This is a genomic window from Nitrosomonas communis (genome assembly GCF_900114745.1).
In the GTDB taxonomy this organism is placed as follows: Bacteria; Pseudomonadota; Gammaproteobacteria; order Burkholderiales; family Nitrosomonadaceae; genus Nitrosomonas; species Nitrosomonas communis_A.
Window position 1 is genome coordinate 1 of record NZ_FOUB01000066.1, and the last position, 18,270, is coordinate 18,270.

Annotated in this window: 16 protein-coding genes; 12 read left to right on the forward strand and 4 right to left on the reverse strand. The window is 44.7% G+C overall.

What is annotated here, in order from left to right; genetic code table 11:
- Positions 1–687: 687 nt before the first annotated feature.
- Together bfr (BM122_RS16855) and bfr (BM122_RS16860) are read left to right on the forward strand one after the other, a co-directional pair.
- On the forward strand, positions 688–1,152 hold the full coding sequence (gene bfr, locus BM122_RS16855; RefSeq protein WP_074906749.1) for a bacterioferritin: 465 nt from the start codon (positions 688–690) through the stop codon (positions 1,150–1,152).
- Positions 1,153–1,169: 17 nt separating this feature from the next.
- Positions 1,170–1,637, forward strand: a complete 468-nt coding sequence (bfr, locus tag BM122_RS16860; RefSeq protein WP_074906750.1) for a bacterioferritin — start codon at positions 1,170–1,172, stop codon at positions 1,635–1,637.
- Positions 1,638–1,934: 297 nt separating this feature from the next.
- On the opposite strand, the gene BM122_RS16870 is transcribed toward bfr (BM122_RS16860), so the two are convergent.
- Positions 1,935–2,648 carry a hypothetical protein gene (locus tag BM122_RS16870; protein WP_083398563.1) on the reverse strand — a complete coding sequence of 238 codons (714 nt, stop codon included), beginning with the start codon at positions 2,646–2,648 and terminating at the stop codon, positions 1,935–1,937.
- On the opposite strand from BM122_RS16870, the gene BM122_RS26265 reads away from it, so the two are divergent.
- Genes BM122_RS26265 through BM122_RS16895 form a run of 5 tightly spaced genes read left to right on the forward strand, consistent with a single transcriptional unit; the run spans position 2,576 to position 4,380 of the window.
- Positions 2,576–2,749, forward strand: a complete 174-nt coding sequence (locus BM122_RS26265; RefSeq protein ID WP_218152135.1) for a hypothetical protein — start codon at positions 2,576–2,578, stop codon at positions 2,747–2,749. The genes BM122_RS16870 and BM122_RS26265 overlap by 73 nt on opposite strands.
- On the forward strand, positions 2,739–3,047 hold the full coding sequence (locus BM122_RS24370) for a nucleoside recognition domain-containing protein (RefSeq protein WP_218152136.1): 309 nt from the start codon (positions 2,739–2,741) through the stop codon (positions 3,045–3,047). The genes BM122_RS26265 and BM122_RS24370 overlap by 11 nt, the downstream gene beginning before the upstream one ends.
- Positions 2,998–3,534, forward strand: a complete 537-nt coding sequence (locus BM122_RS24375; protein WP_074906754.1) for a nucleoside recognition domain-containing protein — start codon at positions 2,998–3,000, stop codon at positions 3,532–3,534. Before BM122_RS24370 ends, BM122_RS24375 begins: the two co-directional genes overlap by 50 nt.
- Complete coding sequence (locus BM122_RS16890) at positions 3,531–3,809, forward strand: FeoC-like transcriptional regulator (RefSeq protein WP_074906755.1); 279 nt, start codon at positions 3,531–3,533, stop codon at positions 3,807–3,809. Before BM122_RS24375 ends, BM122_RS16890 begins: the two co-directional genes overlap by 4 nt.
- Positions 3,769–4,380, forward strand: coding sequence for a hypothetical protein (locus tag BM122_RS16895; RefSeq protein WP_143083500.1), 612 nt, complete (start codon positions 3,769–3,771; stop codon positions 4,378–4,380). The genes BM122_RS16890 and BM122_RS16895 overlap by 41 nt, the downstream gene beginning before the upstream one ends.
- 253 nt (positions 4,381–4,633) lie before the next feature.
- Here the strand turns inward: BM122_RS16895 and BM122_RS16900 are convergent, their stop codons facing one another.
- Positions 4,634–5,119, reverse strand: coding sequence for an LEA/WHy family protein (locus BM122_RS16900; RefSeq protein ID WP_074906757.1), 486 nt, complete (start codon positions 5,117–5,119; stop codon positions 4,634–4,636).
- Between the two features lie 474 nt (positions 5,120–5,593).
- Entirely contained in the window at positions 5,594–8,980 is a 3,387-nt protein-coding gene (locus BM122_RS16905; protein WP_074906758.1) for a M20/M25/M40 family metallo-hydrolase, read from the reverse strand.
- A gap of 157 nt (positions 8,981–9,137) precedes the next feature.
- Here BM122_RS16905 and BM122_RS16910 point away from each other — a divergent pair, with 157 nt between their 5' ends.
- The gene (locus BM122_RS16910) at positions 9,138–10,247 is read left to right on the forward strand and encodes a TolB family protein (RefSeq protein WP_074906759.1); all 1,110 of its coding nucleotides are present in this window, start codon (positions 9,138–9,140) and stop codon (positions 10,245–10,247) included.
- Positions 10,248–10,495: 248 nt separating this feature from the next.
- On the opposite strand, the gene BM122_RS16915 is transcribed toward BM122_RS16910, so the two are convergent.
- Positions 10,496–10,771: an RNA recognition motif domain-containing protein gene (locus BM122_RS16915; RefSeq protein ID WP_074906760.1), complete on the reverse strand. Its 276-nt coding sequence runs from the start codon at positions 10,769–10,771 to the stop codon at positions 10,496–10,498.
- A 1,106-nt stretch (positions 10,772–11,877) separates the two neighbouring features.
- Between BM122_RS16915 and BM122_RS16920 the strand changes: the two genes are divergently transcribed.
- The 4 genes from BM122_RS16920 to bamC all read left to right on the forward strand — a co-directional run bounded on the left by BM122_RS16920 (position 11,878) and on the right by bamC (position 18,151).
- Entirely contained in the window at positions 11,878–13,344 is a 1,467-nt protein-coding gene (locus tag BM122_RS16920) for an FMN-binding glutamate synthase family protein (RefSeq protein WP_371264942.1), read from the forward strand.
- A gap of 79 nt (positions 13,345–13,423) precedes the next feature.
- Positions 13,424–16,024, forward strand: a complete 2,601-nt coding sequence (gene clpB / locus BM122_RS16925) for an ATP-dependent chaperone ClpB (RefSeq protein WP_074906762.1) — start codon at positions 13,424–13,426, stop codon at positions 16,022–16,024.
- A gap of 81 nt (positions 16,025–16,105) precedes the next feature.
- Positions 16,106–16,984 carry a 4-hydroxy-tetrahydrodipicolinate synthase gene (gene dapA, locus BM122_RS16930; protein ID WP_074906763.1) on the forward strand — a complete coding sequence of 293 codons (879 nt, stop codon included), beginning with the start codon at positions 16,106–16,108 and terminating at the stop codon, positions 16,982–16,984.
- 9 nt (positions 16,985–16,993) lie between these two features.
- Complete coding sequence (gene bamC / locus BM122_RS16935; RefSeq protein ID WP_074906764.1) at positions 16,994–18,151, forward strand: outer membrane protein assembly factor BamC; 1,158 nt, start codon at positions 16,994–16,996, stop codon at positions 18,149–18,151.
- The last annotated feature ends 119 nt before the right edge of the window (positions 18,152–18,270 follow it).

Genomic DNA, 18,270 nt, shown 5'->3' on the forward strand with positions numbered 1-18,270 from the left:
TAAAAATGAGTGGTTATTTCAATCTATCTTGCTCTACTTTTCCATCATCTCTTTAATCTGCCACTGAGCCTATGTACGCAATTTCCGGAAGAACCCTAGTGAATTAATATAAATTGATGAGATGAGATATAGAACCGGCAGCGCTATGGCAAACATGGTTACTGTCTCTTAATGTACTACATGCGCAATCACGGTCTGTGCGTTGACCAAGGAAACGGATGGCGGCGATGCGTAGAGAGCAAAAAATGTTTGGCGTATTCAAACCTAATGATTCAGTTAGTTTCGGAGGAGAATCGTCCGAGCAAGGTACTGACTGAGGGACGCATCCGTGTTATTCCCTTACCAAATTACAACTGATTTTGTCGGCTTCATCTGGCTAATAGATACCCCTAAATCCAAGCCATAATATCTCGAAGGATCGTTCCCTTTTCTGCCCTTCTCCCAATATTTACCAATTGCTTCATGGTGCTGTGATCATACTCCATCACGCTTTTCGGTACATTAGAGCTCCCGGCTCGACTATGTCGCAGACGCGAGCGGAAACAATATTAAGAATGGTTTTCATTTATTAATCAATATCTTAGTGTTGTTTTTGTATTCTGCAGGCTTTATAATGCGTAAAACCTAAATTAAACATCGTGCTGTATTTACAGTCAGGTGCACGATTAACCAAATGGAGGTATCAAGTTGAAAGGCGACAATCAAACAGTAAATCTTCTGAACAAGGTATTGAAAAACGAGCTCACCGCTACCAACCAGTTTTTTCTTCATGCCAGAATGTACAAAAACTGGGGGTTGGATGGGTTGAATGAACACACCTATAAAGCCTCAATCAAGGCGATGAAACAAGCAGACAGCCTCATCGAAAGGATTCTTTTTCTGGAAGGCCTTCCTAATCTGCAGGATCTTGGAAAATTGCTGATTGGGGTTGATCCGCTAGAAATGCTTCAGGGAGATCTGGAGCTGATGACCGCTATTCGAACGCAACTTATAGAGGCGGTCGATCATTGCGAATCCGTCTCCGATTATGTCAGCCGTGACTTGCTTGAGGAAATGCTGGAACATACCGAAGATCATATCGATTGGTTGGAAACCCAGTTAGAGCTGGCTGAAAAAGTGGGTATTCAGAACTATCTGCAATCCAAAATATAATTTAAGGAAAATATCTTATGAAAGGTAACGCAAAAATTATCGACACCCTGAACCAACTCCTTGCCGGAGAGTTGACCTCAATGGATCAGTACTTTACACATTCACGTATGTATGATGATTGGGGTTTCAATAAGCTTTATGAACGCATTGACCATGAAATGGATGATGAAAAACAGCACGCCGATCTTCTGATCAAGCGAATTTTGTTACTGGAAGGCGTACCAGCAGTGGGTAACCGCAGTCCACTTAGAATCGGTAAAGACGTGCCGGAAATGCTGGAAAATGACCTGGAATTGGAACGTTCCGTGATTACTGCATTGCGTAACGCCATTGCCGTTTGTGAGCAGGAGCAGGATTACCAGACGCGGGAAATCCTTGAAACCATGTTGGAAGATACAGAGGAAGACCACGCGCATTGGCTGGAACAACAGTTGGGGCTCATTAAAAAAGTTGGATTGCAAAATTACCTGCAGTCACAGATGTAACAGCTGAGCGGCGATCCAAAGCCTGTGAGACAGCTAGCAGCGCTGATAAGCTAAAGAAAACCGCTTGCAAGCCGGGTAAGTGATCACTTGCTAATGGTAATAGGTAAATCAAGAGCCTTGGTATCAGTGACAGTCAATCGAAACAGGTTATAAAGCAATTGCAATGCATTCCGGTTCCAATGTGCATACGGTCCTCCGGTGTTTACTGCGTAATACTTGCCATGAGAGTAAACGGATAACTCAATATTTGGAATTGGCTTGTTTGATACCAGAATCTCCATGGTATGAACAGGATTTTCATCTCGGATAATAGGAGGGGGTGCGCGGATCTTTTGCTACATCGTACTCCGGTTCCTTTCCCAGCAAGTGACTGAGAAAATTGAGTATTGTATGAAAACTGCTTAACCGGAAAACCCCTCTGATAGGCCATTCTCCCCCGACATATTCCGGCCGGATATCAAAGACGACATCGTTTTCTATCCAAGGATTGATCAAGTGATATAAATCTTCTCGTTGTTCACAGCATAAAATTTCATGATCGTAGTTGGTGATCAGAATAGGGCCGACCAATTGCTTATGAAGCGTATATATATCCTCTTGCTGATTGTAATGGACAGTAAACTCTTTTTCTAAAGATTGAAATCCTTCTGCTGAAACTGCGCTAGCAGGAATAGTCCAGCTACGTTCTAATATTAATGGTTCAGCATAAAGTTGCTTCTGATCTTGAATCGCTGAGAGATAGAGTGCTATGCGGCGAAACATCTCATAACCACTTGGATCCGATGGGCTGTTATGAAAAGTAGCCTGTTTTAAGTATACTTGTTGTCTGAGATGAAGACGATGCTTTTGCTCCTCGGTAAGCTGAACGTCGCCATGGCGGTGACCATAATCTTGATGCATTTCGTTGGCAAGGTCTTCATGTTTTTGAAGAACATGCGGTGGTTGCTCTGGTTGCTGCAGTCGTACTTCCTGGGCTAGCGTTGAAGCATACCTTGCTTGAAGGCGAAGCAACTCCCTTCATCATGGAATTGCCGCCTTACCATATTCCTACGCTCAAAGGTGTAGGGATCCATGCCTGGGATCGTCTAAAAAAATTTTATTGTGCGAGCTGATCGAGTAATTGTGCCGATGGTGCTAGTGCTCAACGTACTCAATACCGTAGGCGTAGATGGAAGCATCGGTAATAAAGATAGCGACAGCTCGGTGCTGGCCGTTATTGGGCGCAGCATCACGCCAGTGTTCGCCCCCATGGGATTGCAGGAGGACAATTGGCCTGCTACCGTAGGCATCTTTACTGGTATTCTGGCTAAAGAAGCCGTGGTCGGTACACTGGATGCAGCCTATACTACATTGGCAGCCAGTGAGCAAGGGGAAAAGCGTCGACCAGCCATCTTTCGATCTAACAGGTAGCCTGCGTGAGGCTTTTGCTACTATCCCTGCCAATCTAGGCGATGCACTGGGTAGTTGGGTTGATTCCCCGGAAAGGGATGGCGGAGACATTGGTGACCAGACCGCAGGAGCGGAAGAACGGGCGCTTTCCACCGCCAGCACCTTCGGTGTCATGGCCAGCCGTTTCGAAGGCGCGGCTGGTGCGTTTGCTTACCTGCTTTTCATCTTGCTCTATATGCCCTGTGCTGGAGCCATCGCCGCCGTGTATCAAGAAGCAAGAGCTCGCTGGACCGTGTTTGTCGCCTGTTGGACTACCGGTCTAGGCTATGGTGTCAGCACCTTGTATTACCAGTCCGCTACCTGGAACCTGCACCCCACCACTTCATTCGCATGGATTGCAGGTATCTTGCTGGCATTTGGCGCCGTATTAATAGCAATGCGCTGGGTCGGCCATTCCGCGCCGCACCCTGGTTTGCAACGAAACTCGGTTGGAGGGAAAGTGTCATGATCCTGTCGCGCTTAACCAACTACCTCCAACATCACAGTCGTATCAGCCTCTACGATCTGGCGCTGCATCTTGACTCCACACCGGCAGCATTGCAGGGCATGCTCGATCGCCTGGAGCGCAAGGGCAGAGTAAGGAGGCTGCTGATGAATATCCCATCATGCGGAAAAACATGCTGCCACTGCTGTCATTGTGATGCTTCCGTGCTTACATTTTATGAATGGATTTTTCCTCCTGATGAAGACCCAATTCATCGCGATGCCAATGTTCAAAGCTGATGAGCCAGGCAAAGCGACGGAATCTGTCACCGTGCCGCATGTTTTGCTAGTGATCGGCATTCATCGCGAAGAACTGGATTTTGGCAAGGAAGTAAGTGCAATGATAAATGCGGAGGATGTAGCCGTGCTTACTGTCCCGGAAGTTATCTCGGGACGACGCCTGCGTGCGGATCAGCTTTTACAGTATGAGCACCTGCATCAACGGCTTTATACACAGTTACTGTCTCATGTCACGGAACAGTATATGGCGTTGATCGATCTGCATACTGGGGAGGATCAGAACGGACCCAAAGCAGATTTTTTCTGTGCTGATCAAGCCCTGCGCGAACAACTGGAAAAGCGCATACACGGAGACGCCAATCTGTTAGATCAAAGGGTGCGCCTCATCCCCTTGGATACACCCGGCCTCCTGCATGTGGTCACCGTCATCCCCGAGGCGATCTGGAACAACTCTGATTTTCGTTATATCGGATTGGAAATCTACTTGCCTGAAACCAAAGCAGGGAGGATAGCTGCTTGCCACTTAACTAACTATCTGATCGATATCATCGCTGATTGCTTTAGAGACTAACCTTTGCAGCGATAACCGCTGCCGAAGCGGGAGTCATTATTCTATTTCCAAATCAAAATTGACGCGAAGGCGAACCGCAGACAGTACGAATAATATGGCAAGGCAAAGCCGGCAAAGCCAGTGTTGATTTAGAAATGGAATAACAACCCATTCCGTCTAAAATATGACTCATCCAAATGAAAAATGAATTTTTAGCAGATTTACTCTTATTCTTGATGTTAGTGCAACATTCGAATTAGCTAAGAAAAAGGGGTTAAAACTTTTCTAAATTTTCAACGCGGTCAAATGGCAAAGATACGTCACCTTTCTGCTCAAAAGGAATACTACTGCTCAGGCCTCGTAGGAAAACTCGACCAAAAAGCCGGTAATCTACTTTATCATGACCAGATTTCTGCAATTGGCTCAATTGCTTCCATACCATTCCAATTGTGCTGGTTGCTTTCACTTCTATTACTGTTTCACCCATGCGTGGTACGGTCACGGCCTTATCTGACAGGCCCTTGGCAAAGGATGTTCCGTTAAGTTCAACATCAAAGGTCATGCCGTTGATATGCAGTGCTACGTCATTTGGATTACGGATGCGCAACTTGACGAGGAATCGCTGCTCCAAGAAACCAAGTTTTTCCAGTTCGATATCAGCCAAGGTGATGTCGGGACTCTGCTTTATTCCAGCCAGTTGCGTGCAACCAGCTACTAAAACAGCTATGCCCAGAAACAGTATCAGAACAATGCGTTTCATGCTACTCTCCAAATAATCAACTTAAATGCCTCTTTTAACTCGAACTAAACATAGGTGAAAGATAGGGGGATCAAGAGACGCTGCATTTTTTAGTCTGGTGGTGATGATTTTGTTGACGATGTAACGTACAAAGGTAGACCAACAATTCATTTTTGACAACTGAGGCGTATTCTAGGTCATGCGTAGTGTAACCACTCTATCCCCCTTGATGCTTCATTCCATCAAAACCATTCTCACAATCTGCCCAGTTCTGATATGATTAACCCAGAGCTTCCAATGACTAGCCTGCGTTAATTACCAGCACGGTATATTCTTATAGTGTATGCCAGTCGAACATTGCTAATCCAGTCATTCCATTTCACAATCCCCTTGGCTTTGCCGGCTTCACCTTGCCGTATTATATATACTGTCTGCGGCTCACCTTCACGTCATTTTTGATTTGGGAATGGAATAAACCTATCTCCACTGAATCAATTACCGCTCAACTAAAATTACCTCAACCGTATTGACATTACCGTCTCGCAGGTATTGCAGAACAGTTTTCTGTCCAGCCTCAAGTGTTCTCAAGATATTGGCATACGATGCCAGATCACTGATTATTTCGCCGGCTAATTGAATCAGGATGTCGCCTGCCTTTAACTGTGCTTGATGTGCTGGGGAGTCGTGAATAACGTTATCCACGCGTACGCCTTCACCTTGATGGGAGAAATCCGGCACTGTACCGAGGCTGGCTTTGCGTTTTTCTTTAACTGTTGTGGATTCTGGCTGCGCATTTTGCGGTGGCAAAGCCGCGGTCAAGGGTTCGGGACGATTAGCTAGATATTCGGTTGCTTCCTTGAGGATGGCAGCCACTTTAACTAGTCCAGCTGTATCGATTTTATCCACCGTATCGCCAGGGGCATGATAATCTTCATGTGCGCTGGCAAAGAATTGGACAGCTGGTATGCCGGCTTGGATGAAAGCCGCCTGATCGCTGGAACCGAAATCGTCCTGCACAGTGTTGATCGGGATACCGGTTACAAAGCCTGCCCCACGAAATACATGCACCAGTTCACGTGCCGTGCCAGTACCGAACAGGGTCACCGGATTATTGCCCAGTCGTCCTACCGTATCTAGATTCAGCATGGCGGTTATTTTTTTTGCCGGATAGGCTTTGGCATTATTAATGAAATACTTTGAACCGAGCAGATTGGCTTCTTCACCAGTAAAGGCGATAAAAATAATGGTACGTTGCGGTTGCCACTTGGGTGCGATCTGTCGCGCCAGCTCTAGCATAACGGCTACTCCACTGGCATTATCATCTGCACCATAATGGATTTTTCCATGGTTGGCAGCACGCACATCCGGCCAGCCCATACCCAGATGGTCATAATGCGCGCCAATTATTAAACTTTGCCCAGCTAATTCCGGATTAGTACCCGGCAAAATTCCGATCACGTTACGCAATGTGATCTTTCCTTTCGGTGCGCCTACATCTTGTTGCCAAGTCTGGTAATAACTATTGTTATCACCACTGGGCAATAGACCAGCTTGCTGGAAATTTTGTGCGATATAGTCCGCAGCAACTTCCAATTCTGGGCTGCCCAATTCACGCCCCTTAAAGGCTTCGTTAGCTAAATGGGCGATATCTGCCAGCATACGATTTTCCGAAAACAGTGGCGGCAATTCCGCCAATGCGCGGCGGGATGCTAAAGTGCCGACATGAGTGGAAGTAAAGGAGGACTCATCCTTTTGCTTGATCAACTGGGTCAAGGGTGATTGGGTAACAGGCCATTGACCTTTGTTGATATTGGTCAATTCCTCGCCTTCAAATGCCAGGTAGCTATATTTTCGATAATGTGGCAGTTTTCTGGCTAATTCTGCAATTGCCTTGGGATGGTCGGATGCGACCCATAGCAGTGTTTTATCCGGATTGGCTGGCTGTCTGGCTGTCATTACAATAGCATGCCTGGTTGGTTGGTAAGTGTGTTGATCCAGTTGCAGCGCACCTGAGCGATAAGTGACATGGTGTTCTGACAAAGCAGTAGTCAAGTTTTGATTGAATTTATTTTGCCAGCCCATAATCCAGACTGTTCGATCGGTAGGAAGCGTTGCCAACTGGTCATCACGTACCACTTCCAGTTGACCGGATTGAGTTTTTTGCCAATTTTTAGCCAATGACTGATACGCTTGCAATACTTCTTTATCTGCATCGGCTGGCAGCACTAATAGCGGTTTTTCCGCGCCGAAGCCTTGTGATAGCGCAGCAGGAATTTCGCGGTTGTCGAGACGCCTGAACACATCAAATTGAGGATCAATATCGATGCGCACAGGGCGTGCTTTAAAATTCATTTCTATTTCATTGGTTAACTGATCAATGGTGATTTTAGCTTGATAGGCTTGTGCTTCGCCTTCCAGATGAACAGCAACAGGAACAGTTAATTGATAGGGTTTACCTTGCTGGGTTTGTTTGATTACCGCCTTGAGCTTAAATCCTTGCGCCGTTGGTTCAGCTTGTGCCTCCTGCATTAATAGATTGGGGGCACCACTATGGTAGACCCATTGCTCAAAGAACGCAGAAAAATCCTTGCCCGTGAGTGAGTTAAAGGTTGCCTTTAAATCCTCAAAGGTTGCTTGTTTGAATTTGAATTGTTTATAAAAAGCGCGTAACACCCGGACAAATTGCTCATCACCCAATTCCTGTCGCAGCATATGAAAAAACATCATGGTTTTTCCATAGCCGACTGCTTCTGAGCTGGAACTATGGCGTGAAGTAAATTGGGCAATGGGAAAATCCTTTTCTTTGCTCACAAAATCCGTATATTTTTGCAGCACGTCACGCCGGTATTCCTCACCTTTGCCTCCTTGCTCACTTACCAAATGATCAGCAAGATAAGCAGTCAATCCTTCCGACCAGTTTCCTTTGCTGTAATCGACGAAGACGCCATTTCCCCAGTAATTATGCAAAATCTCATGCGGATAGGAAGAATGCAGGATGAAAGGAAAGCGCACGACTTTGGGGCCGAGGAGAGTAAAGGAGGGCATACCGTAGCCGGTTTCCCAGAAATTCTCAACCAGGGCAAATTTGGAATAGGGGTAAGGCCCTAGCAGCTTGTTATACATGGCAATATATTGTGCGGTAGTATCCAGATATTTCTGAGCTAATGCTTCATCAGGACTACGCAGATAAACGAAGGCATTTGCCGCGCCTGCTGGCTGTGTATAGCGCTGATAACGACCGGCAACGATATAGATATCGTCTTGAGGCTGTTTCTCTTCCCAACTTACATAGTGGTTAGTTGCTGTTTTCTGCTCATGTACCAAGGTGCCCTGGCTGACGGCATCCCACTCGGCAGGCATTTGGATATTCAGAAGAAATGACACCATCGTATCCTCAAACTGGGGGTACCAGGCGGTGGATGTGGCCAGAAAAACGCCTTCATCAGAGATGAGTCCGGGTGTATAACTGAAACTGCGAGCGTATTCCAGACCTGGACTCTGCACGGCGTGATTGATCTTTCCGCTGAAGGTTAAAGTAAATTCCTCTTGTTGAGGTGGCAAGGTCAAAGTGTAAAGTTTTAAGGGCACCGGCCTGGCGCTCAAAGCAGTATAGCTTTGCTGGATAGCCACCTGCGCACCTTTCACTTCAGTCACCGTCAAATCGGCATGCAGACTGAAATCAAGCTGGATCGCTGTTTTATTGTTTCGGTAGCGTTCGGGTACATGTATCTGATCTTTTACCCGAATTTCAGAGGTATTTGGGAAGAGGGTAATTTCCATCTGATGATGAAATGTTTCACTGCTTGCAAATACGATTACACCATAGAGTAAGCAACCGATGATGAAACTCCATATCACGCTCAATTTAATTGATTTTTTCATTCTTTAAATTTTATCGCTATCTGTTATTCAACTTATTTTGAAGGATCTTGACAAGATCACCAAACCCATTGGGAGCAGTTTATTAAACTTATATCTTGTATACTTTCTTTTCAATATTTTATTTAAATGATTTTTTAGCAACCGACTTATAAGTTAAATGAAAAATTTTACACAAATGTTTTCTAATATTAACGCGTCACTATTTATTAATGGGCTACTATCAGCATTTCTTTTCTTTACAGTAAATCAGGCAAGTGCAGCAGATTTTATCAGCGAGGAGCGCCAGCTTTCAGACAAAGAAGTCAGAGTCGGCGAAGCCTATTATCGTACAGATATGAAATGGATGGCTTATCAGGCAGAAGTAGCCGAAGAAAATCCCTTTTATCAAATTTATCTGAAGAATCTTGAGAATGGAAAGGTGCGACAGGTATCGCCCGGGACAGGTAAAACGACTTGTTCATGGGTACATCCTTTACAAGAAAAAGTGCTGTTTTCTTCAACTCATGACGATCCTGACGCCAAAGCTAAGATGACCGCCGAGATTGAAAGAAGAAAATCTGGCGAGCGGCAATCGTATGCCTGGGACTATGATGAATTTTATGACATCTATGAAACTGATTTTGAAGGCGGGAAAATCAAAAATCTTACCAATACGCTGGGATATGATGCGGAAGCTTCTTGGTCACCTGACGGCAAACTGATTGCGTTTGCTTCCAATCGCAGGGCTTACACCGAGCAATTATCCGAGGAAGAAGCCGCGCTGTTTAAAAAAGATCCTTCTTCTTTAATCGATATTTACATTATGAATGCGGATGGCTCCAACGTAAAAAGATTAACTCAAACCAATACTTATGATGGAGGCCCATTTTTTAGTCCGGACGGCAAAAGAATTGTTTGGCGCCGCTTTTCAGCCAATGGCAGAGAAGCAGAAATATTTACCATGAACATCGACGGATCAGACCAGAAACAAATTACCCATCTTAATATGATGTCCTGGGCGCCTTTCTATCATCCTTCCGGGAAATACATTATTTTCTCCACTAATATTCATGGACACCGGAATTTTGAGCTGTACATCGTCGATGTGGATGGGAAAAAAGAACCAGTCCGGGTGACGGACAAAGAAGGTTTTGATGGGTTACCGGTATTTACACCTGATGGCAAATATCTCACCTGGACCAGTGACCGTACACCCGAGAAAAAAGGCCACCTCTTTCATGGCAAATGGAATCATGAAAAAGCGTTAGAAAGCCTTTCCTTAAATTGAATTGAAATAAGGTATATGAAACAAATTAATGTAATGTATTCGATGGCAAGAAAAGAAGGGTGAATCGTGCTTGATTCTTTTGGCGTTTCACTGATACTTGCAAACAAACGCCATTTTAGGGTTACTTCAATGCGAACCATCTGGTATGAGGTAACCCTTAATGAAAAAGTAAGGTGGGTGTATATTGTTAAACTTGCACAGCTAAACTGTATAGAATTTTTATTTTAACAACAGATTGCAGGAGGGAGTTACCATCTGCGTTGTTTAGATTGCGTACGCTCTCCGCGTGGACGTGCGAGATTAACAGTAATATTTCTTCCATCCACAGCACGTCCATTCAACTTCTTGACTGCTTCTTCAGCTGCAGATTGTTTTTCCATTTCTACAAAGCCAAATCCTTTGGACTGACCAGTGTATTTATCCTTAATAAGGTTAATATTCATCACTTTTCCAAATTCTCCAAAAATAGTATGAAGCATGGTATCAGTGACATTATAAGATAGGTTTCCAACATAGATATTCATTTACATCTCTCATTTTTGTGTGGTGATTAGTTAAACCTATCAAATAACTCACCAAAATTAATTGATAGTGGTTTGTCATTAACTGACAAATATTTATAAAAATATCTAAGGAAAATTGAAGTGAATCATATTTGAATCCTCTGTCTTCCTGAAAGACGTATTTTTGTTTTATTATGGCTGTCGAGTGTCCTATTAATTCAGGACAAGCGCGGTATTATTCTGTTGCTAGATAGTTAGAGCAATTGATCTTATAACAAGTGCAGACCATTCAAACCGGCCAATAGATATACCAATGTATAAGTCTTTGCTAACTTGATTGACCGAGAATATCTTGAATCGTGGACAAATAATTGAGTATGTTCTGCTATGCATTTTTGTTGGTACACATACATAGTCAGACTATTTCTAGGTTTGCTACGAATTTGGTAATTGTACCCTTAATATAGCAGGAAAATAAGAATTTAACTTATAAGACCAATTACTGGCATTATAGTTCCATTATCCGCGTGATCCTATTAATGTAAGAAGTCTGAAAACTATAATAAATTGTGGTGGTACGGATAATGGAGATGCTAGTTTTTCTTGTTGAATTTATGAATGAAAAGAATAGTATTAGTATAGCGTTTTTCCTTTATCTTCGTACATATCGCAGTCTTTGCCTTTTTCTCGTGAAAGGTTTATGTTCGAATTTTCATGCTCGCACCTACACCAGCTAGATCCGGAGAGGCTAATGAGATTTGGTCGAGAAGAGGGCGCAATACAAGTAAAGTTATTTAGAAAGTAGAGGTAGAGTAGGCAGGGTCAGTTTGTTATGGATCGGTGAATAAGAACTATCTAAAGAAACTTTTAATCAGAATGTTATTTCATTTCTAAATCAAAATGGACTTTGTCGGCTTCACCTTGCCGTATTATTTATATTATTTGCGGCTCGCTTTCGCGTCATTTTTGATGTGAAAATGGGATTAGACTAATTATGCAGGCGCCAAAAATTTTATCTTCCGAAGCCATTGATGCGGTTTGAGTTCATGATGTATCAATAAATTTGCCAATATGAGGATGTATCGAATTATTTTGAGAAGGTGATTGAATTCAGTATGTCGAATGTAATGAACCCAATCGTATATAGCATAGGTACTATCCTGGGGTTGGTCTTCATCGGAGCTATTGTTGCGTTGTTTGTTCACGATATTATCCAACAACAACACGCGATATTACGCAATTATCCGATTATCGGTCGATTGCGCTTTTTTTTCGAGCTTCAGGGTAAGTACTTCCGTCAATATTGGTTTGCCGGTGATCGAGAGGAGCAGCCTTTCGATCGTGCTACTCGCGCTTGGGTATACAAAAATGCCAAAAATAAAGGAGGCATCATCGGTTTTGGCTCCACTTATGACCTGCGTGAACCTGGGGCGACCATTTTTGTCAATGCAGCCTTCCCTATTCAGGAAGAAGATCAGTTACCAACACCTTCGCTACTCATCGGGGAAAGTTATTGCCAATATCCTTTTGAAGCGAGGTCGATTATCAATATTAGCGGTATGAGCTATGGTGCCATTTCAGCCGTCGCAGTGCGTGCGTTGTCTCTGGGTGCGGCCAAGGCTGGATGCTGGCTCAATACAGGAGAGGGTGGACTTTCTCCTTACCATAAGGAAGGTGGTTGCGACGTGATCATGCAGATCGGTACCGCTAAATATGGTGTGCGCGATGAAAACGGTAGTTTCTCTCCTGCACGCACTAAGGAAATCGCGCAATTTGTGAAAGCTTTTGAGATCAAACTTTCACAAGGTGCGAAACCTGGTAAGGGGGGATTGTTGCTTGGTCCGAAAGTAACCCCTGAAGTGGCTGCCATTCGGGGTATTCCCGTTTTTCAGGATTCTATCAGTCCCAATCGCCATCACGATATTGGCAACATTGATGAACTGCTTGATAAAATAGCTTACATTCGCGATTTAACCGGACGCCCAGTAGGCGTTAAGAGTGTGATTGGTGGCTGGCGTTTTATCAATGAGCTGTGCGATACCATTCATCGGCGTGGGTTAGAGTATGCGCCTGATTTTCTGACGATTGATGGCGGAGAAGGGGGTAGCGGCGCGGCTCCCCAAACGCTCATGGATTATGCGGGGCTGCCCATTGCAGAAGCTTTGCCGCGCGTGGTGGATACGCTGATCGAATCTGACCTGAAGAAACGGATTCGTGTGATTGCAGCCGGGAAACTGGTCACCTCAGCTCATGGTGCGTGGGCATTGAGTGTAGGTGCAGATTTTGTTAACACCGCACGCGGTTTTATGTTTGCATTAGGCTGCATACAGGCGTTGCGTTGCCACCTGAATACTTGCCCTACCGGCATCACAACGCATAATCCGTGGTTGCAACGCGGCCTAGTGGTTGAGGAAAAATACCTGCGCGTTGCCAATTATGCTATGAATGTTAACAAGGAGATTGACATGCTTGCTCATTCGTGCGGACTTAGACATGCCCGGGAGTTTCGGCGGGAACATGTGCGTATTGTGCAAACTGCAGGAAAAAGTGTTGCATTGAATATGTTGTATCCTTATCCTGAAGTAAAACGTTAAATAAAGAAGAATTCAAGGGTTGAAATTCTATTCTACTACCATATAGTAGGGGCAATAGACATTCTCATCAGGAGCTTGTATGCGTCTCGATAAACTTACTACCAAATTTCAGCAGGCATTGGGTGAAGCACAAAGTATGGCGTTGGGCAAGGATCATCCTTATATAGAGCCTCAACATTTGCTGCTCGCGCTATTACAACAAGATGATGGTGGAACTTCTTCACTGCTGCAACGTGCGGGCGTTAATGTCAGCCCATTACGTGAGGTGCTCGTAAAAAGCCTCGAACGTCTTCCCAAAGTTGAAGGAGTGAGTGGTGAAATTGGTATTTCGCGCGATCTTAACAACCTGTTCAATTTGACAGATAAGGAAGCGCAAAAGCATGGAGATCAGTTCATTGCTTCAGAGATGTTCCTGCTCGCTGCACTTGAAGATAGAGGTGAAACCGGCCAGTTATTAAAGCAGCATGGGGCTAATCGCAATGCTTTAGAGCAAGCGATCAAATCGGTACGTGGTGGTGAAAATGTATCAAGTGCAGAGGCAGAAGGCAGCCGCGAGGCATTAAAAAAATACACCCTCGATCTCACTGAGCGCGCACGCATGGGTAAGCTTGATCCAGTAATTGGACGTGATGATGAAATTCGGCGAACCATTCAAGTATTGCAGCGACGCACCAAGAATAATCCGGTACTGATTGGTGAGCCTGGGGTGGGAAAAACCGCCATCGTAGAAGGGTTGGCTCAGCGCATCGTAAATGGAGAAGTACCAGATTCACTGAAAAATAAGCGTGTACTGTCGCTCGATATGGCCGCATTATTAGCTGGTGCAAAATATCGTGGTGAATTTGAGGAGCGGCTAAAAGCAGTACTCAAAGAACTCGCACAAGATGAGGGACGCACCATCGTATTTATTGATGAATTGCACACCATGGTAGGAGCGGGAAAAGCAGAAGGTGCCATTGATGCCGGCAATATGCTCAAACCAGCGCTTGCGAGAGGAGAGCTACATTGTGTCGGCGCAACAACCCTGGATGAGTACCGTAAGTATGTCGAGAAAGATGCAGCGTTAGAACGCCGTTTCCAGAAAGTCCTAGTAGATGAGCCGACGGTAGAGGCAACCATTGCTATTTTGCGCGGCTTGCAAGAGCGCTATGAGCTACATCACGCTGTAGATATTACTGACCCTGCTATTGTAGCGGCAGCAGAGTTATCTCATCGTTACATTACTGACCGTTTTTTACCAGATAAAGCTATCGATCTGATTGATGAGGCTGCTGCACGGATTCGTATGGAGCGGGATTCAAAGCCTGAAGTGATGGATAAGCTTGCTCGCCGTCTGATTCAGCTGAAGATTGAACGGGAGGCAATGAAAAAAGAAAAAGATGAAGCCTCGCAAAGGCGTCTGACACTACTGGAAGATGAGATAAAAAAACTTGAGCGAGAGTATGCTGATCTTGAAGAAATCCTTAAGGCAGAAAAATCACGTGCACAAGGTTCACAGCAGATCAAGGAAGAATTAGAAAAACTTAGGAAAGAAGTGGAGGCGGCGACGCGTAAAGGAGATTGGCAAAAAGTCTCTGAGTTGCAATATGGCCGTATTCCTCAACTGGAAACACAGCTGGCTGAGCAAATCCAGCAGAGTGAAGCTACCGCACAAGTTAAAGAGACAAATCGACCGAAATTGTTCCGCACTCAAGTGGGCGCTGAGGAAATTGCCGAGGTGGTCTCGCGTGCGACAGGGATACCGGTTGCTAAAATGATGCAAGGAGAACGGGAAAAGCTATTATTGATGGAGCAGAGACTGCATGAGCGTGTGGTTGGGCAAGATGAGGCAGCACGTCTTATTTCCGACGCTATTCGCCGTTCACGCTCAGGATTGGCTGATCCCAACCGGCCTTATGGTTCTTTCTTGTTTCTGGGGCCTACTGGGGTAGGTAAAACGGAATTATGCAAAGCATTGGCTGAATTTTTGTTTGATTCCGAGGAGCACTTGATACGAGTAGATATGTCAGAATTCATGGAAAAGCATTCGGTGGCACGTTTGATAGGTGCTCCGCCAGGTTACGTAGGCTACGAAGAAGGGGGTTATCTCACCGAAATGGTACGGAGAAAGCCTTACTCGGTGATTCTGCTCGATGAGGTTGAGAAAGCACATCCTGACGTATTTAATGTTTTGCTGCAAGTGCTTGATGATGGACGTATGACAGATGGGCAGGGGCGTACAGTAGATTTTAAAAATACTGTCATTGTCATGACTTCCAACCTTGGTTCGCAAATGATTCAACAAATGAGTGGGGATGATTATCAGGTCATCAAACTTGCCGTGATGGGAGAAGTGAAAGCTTATTTCCGTCCCGAATTTATTAATCGTATTGATGAAGTTGTCGTGTTTCATGCGCTGGATGAAAAGCATATTAAATCGATTGCACAGATTCAATTGCAGAATCTGGAAGCACGCTTGGCTAAAATGGAAATTAAACTGGAAGTAACCGATGCGGCCTTATCAGAACTTGCGCGTGTTGGTTTTGATCCTGTATTCGGTGCTCGTCCATTAAAGCGGGCTATCCAATCACAAATTGAGAATCCACTCGCGAAAGAACTTTTGCAAGGTAATTTTGCCGCTAAAGATACCATCAGAGTTGATTCTGTAAACGGCATTTTAACCTTTTCCAAGGTGGCATGATTTTCTTGGAAAGAAAGCGAAGCGATAATGCATGAAAAGAGATAGTTTCAGGTAGAATATTGTTTTTTTAAAGAAGATCCTATGCTAAAAGGTAGTTTAGTTGCAATTGTTACACCCATGTTTGAAGATGGCGCTCTGGATCTGGAGAGGTTTCGTGCACTAATTGATTTTCATATTGCGCAAAAGACGGGTGGTGTAGTGGTTGTCGGAACGACGGGTGAATCTCCTACCGTAGATTTTGATGAGCACAATTTGCTGATACGAACTGCGGTAGCGCATGCGGCTGGACGAATACCGATCATTGCTGGTACTGGCGCGAACTCCACAAGGGAAGCTATTGATCTGACTATCTTTGCCAAAGATGCAGGGGCGGATGCTTGCTTATCGGTAGTCCCCTATTATAACAAGCCAACCCAGGAAGGGCTTTATCAACACTTCAAGGCAGTAGCAGAAGCAGTTGATATTCCAATGATTTTATATAACGTACCAGGTAGAACAGTTGCCGATATTTCCAACGATACCGTTTTCCGGCTTGCACAAATTCCTAATATCATTGGAATAAAAGATGCGACTGGTAACATTGCGCGGGGTTGTGATTTATTGCATCGTGTGCCACTGGATTTCGGTGTATATAGTGGCGACGATGCTACTGCGCTTGCATTACTGCTGTTAGGAGGACATGGCGTTATTTCAGTGACCGCAAATGTTGCGCCCAAATTAATGCATGAAATGTGTAATGCAGCGTTTGCAGGAGATTTGATTGCCGCGCGTAGTATTAACAATAAGCTGTTAAAGTTGCATGTAGACTTGTTCGTTGAAGCGAATCCAATCCCAGTAAAATGGGCTGTCATGCAAATGGGTTTGATAGGCTCGGGAATTCGATTACCTTTAACGCCGCTTTCAAGTCAATTTCATCAATTGATCAAAGATGCAATGAAACAAGCTGAGGTAATGGTTTAGAGGTTTGCGATGTCGAGAGTAAAATGCCAAAGAACGCTCATGCTGAGCGTGGTGTGGGTATTGGTGATTTCTGGCTGTAATTCATTTAGTTTATTACCAGAAAGTAAAAAAATAGATTATAAATCAGCAGGCAAAATCCCTCCATTGGAAGTGCCTCCTGATCTGACTGCACCTTCTGCAGATGACCGCTATGCGGTACCTGATATCTCTTCTACAGGAAGTGCAACATTTTCTACCTATAACAGAGAACGGGAAGAGCAACCACAAGCTTATGGTAACTCTTCTATATTGCCTGTAACAAAGAGTCCCGCCCAAATTGCCCGATCAGGCACCCAGCGCTGGCTAGTTGTTCATCAAGCTCCAGAAGACGTTTGGCCAATAGTTAAAGAATTCTGGCAGGATTTAGGGTTTCTCGTTAAGGTTGAGGCACCTGATGTAGGAATTATGGAGACTGATTGGGCAGAGAATCGCGCAAAAATACCCCAAGATATTATTCGAAGCGTGCTTTCGACTTTTCTCGACAGCTTGTATTCAACTGCTGAGCGCGACAAATTTCGTACCCGGCTGGAACGAAGTGAATCAGGTGCAACAGAAATTTATATTAGCCATCGTGGAATGGCTGAAGTCCTTGCTGACAGGAGTACGCAGCGTACCATCTGGCAACCGCGTCCTGCTGATCCTGATCTGGAAGCTGAAATGCTTGCCCGGCTGATGATGCGCTTTGGCGCGGGGGAAGAGCTCGCCAAACAAGAAGTGGCTTCTGCAGCGAATGGTGCCGGTGCCGTTAAAGAGCAAGCTTATATGGATAAAGCTAGGGGCGGCGTGCTAATAATTAGTGAAGCTTTTGACCGAGCATGGCGTCGTGTAGGATTGGCGCTTGATCGTGTAGGTTTTACTGTTGAGGATCGAGATAGATCAAGTGGTGTTTATTTTGTCCGTTATGCTGACCCTGATCTTGAAAGCCGAAAAGCGGGTGAGGGCCAGGGAATTCTTTCAAAACTTGCTTTTTGGCGAAGCGATACTGATTCAAAAGCGGAACGATACCGTATTCAGGTAAACGGAGTCGGGGCTAACAGCGAGGTTCAGATACTCAATCAGGATGGTGTCCCGGATGAATCAGAGGCAACTAATCGAATTCTTAATTTATTATATGAGCAGCTTAAATAGTTAGGTGTGATTGTACCGATCAAATAAATAAATAAGGTAATCCCCCGGCTATGCCGGGGGACTATTAAAGGTTTGACCGTGTGATACGGTCACCGTGATTCTTTTAGCTTGATCAAGAG